Source organism: Proteus sp. FZP2095 (genome assembly GCF_023701425.1).
Taxonomy (GTDB): domain Bacteria; phylum Pseudomonadota; class Gammaproteobacteria; order Enterobacterales; family Enterobacteriaceae; genus Proteus; species Proteus cibarius.
In genome coordinates, this window is the sequence record NZ_JAMQBJ010000037.1 from 1 (window position 1) to 309 (window position 309).

Sequence of the window (309 nt, forward strand, 5' to 3'; positions counted from 1 at the left end):
GGCAGTTCCCTACTCTCACATGGGGAGGCCCCACACTACCATCGGCGCTACAACGTTTCACTTCTGAGTTCGGCATGGATTCAGGTGGGTCCGCTGCGCTATGGCCGCCAAGCAAATTCTGTTTAATCACCCGTTACTTCGATTTCTCTTCGTAACCAGCAATGTTCAATCTTAAACAAGCCTACTTCATCTACTGTCGTCTCTCAGACAAAACACCTTCGGTGTTGTCAGGTTAAGCCTCACGGTTCATTAGTACTGGTTAGCTCAACGTATCGCTACGCTTACACACCCAGCCTATCAACGTCTTAG

The 309-nt window shown here is 49.2% G+C and carries 2 rRNA genes; both read right to left on the reverse strand.

The features are described from left to right. Positions 1–112: ribosomal RNA gene (rrf, locus tag NBG71_RS18745) — 5S ribosomal RNA — on the reverse strand; the annotation flags it as partial. A gap of 116 nt (positions 113–228) precedes the next feature. Next, positions 229–309 (reverse strand): 23S ribosomal RNA (locus NBG71_RS18750); the annotation flags it as partial.